Annotated in this window: 1 protein-coding gene; it reads left to right on the top strand. The window is 32.5% G+C overall.

What is annotated here, in order from left to right; genetic code table 11:
• Positions 1 to 47 precede the first annotated feature (47 nt).
• Positions 48 to 619: adenylate/guanylate cyclase domain-containing protein (locus ACTHUT_RS21525; protein ID WP_440419848.1), on the top strand; the 572-nt coding region annotated here is incomplete at its 3' end.

A 619-nucleotide genomic window follows, 5' to 3' on the forward strand; every position in this document is an offset into this window, starting at 1 on the left:
ACTATATACAGGGAAAAAACCGAGTAGAAAGTATTCTAGATAATCATATGATCATAGAAGAAAAGAAGAAATTACCAGTAGATGGTAATTTTACTTTTGAAAATGGATACAGGACATGGTTAACCAGTATTTTTATAGATATTCGGGATTCAAGTAGATTATTTACAAGCGAGAATCAAGAGGAAACCGCAAAAGTAATCAGAGCATTTATTTCTGAACTGATTGAAATACTGAGAGATGATGATGGATTCATGCTTGAGATAGGTATTCGTGGAGATTGTGTTTATGCAATTTATAATACGCCTTTTCAAAAAGATATTCTAAATTGTGCCAATAAAACCTTCTATGCAAACACATTTATCAATATGTTTAATAAGATGTTAGAGCAAAGAGGGATTGCTCCTATTCGGGCAGGAATAGGGATGTCGTCAGGAAATGATTTAGTCATTAAAACAGGGAGAAAAGGTGTTGGAATTAATGAGAAAGTATGGATTGGTACAGCTGTCACTGAAGCATCCAATCTTTCATCATTAGGAGATAAAAATGGTTACCGTAGATTAATGTATTCATCGCTATCATATAGTAATTTTATTGATGGATTAAAAGCTCAGAATAGTAA

The organism is Neisseria sp. P0022.S010 (genome assembly GCF_051956635.1).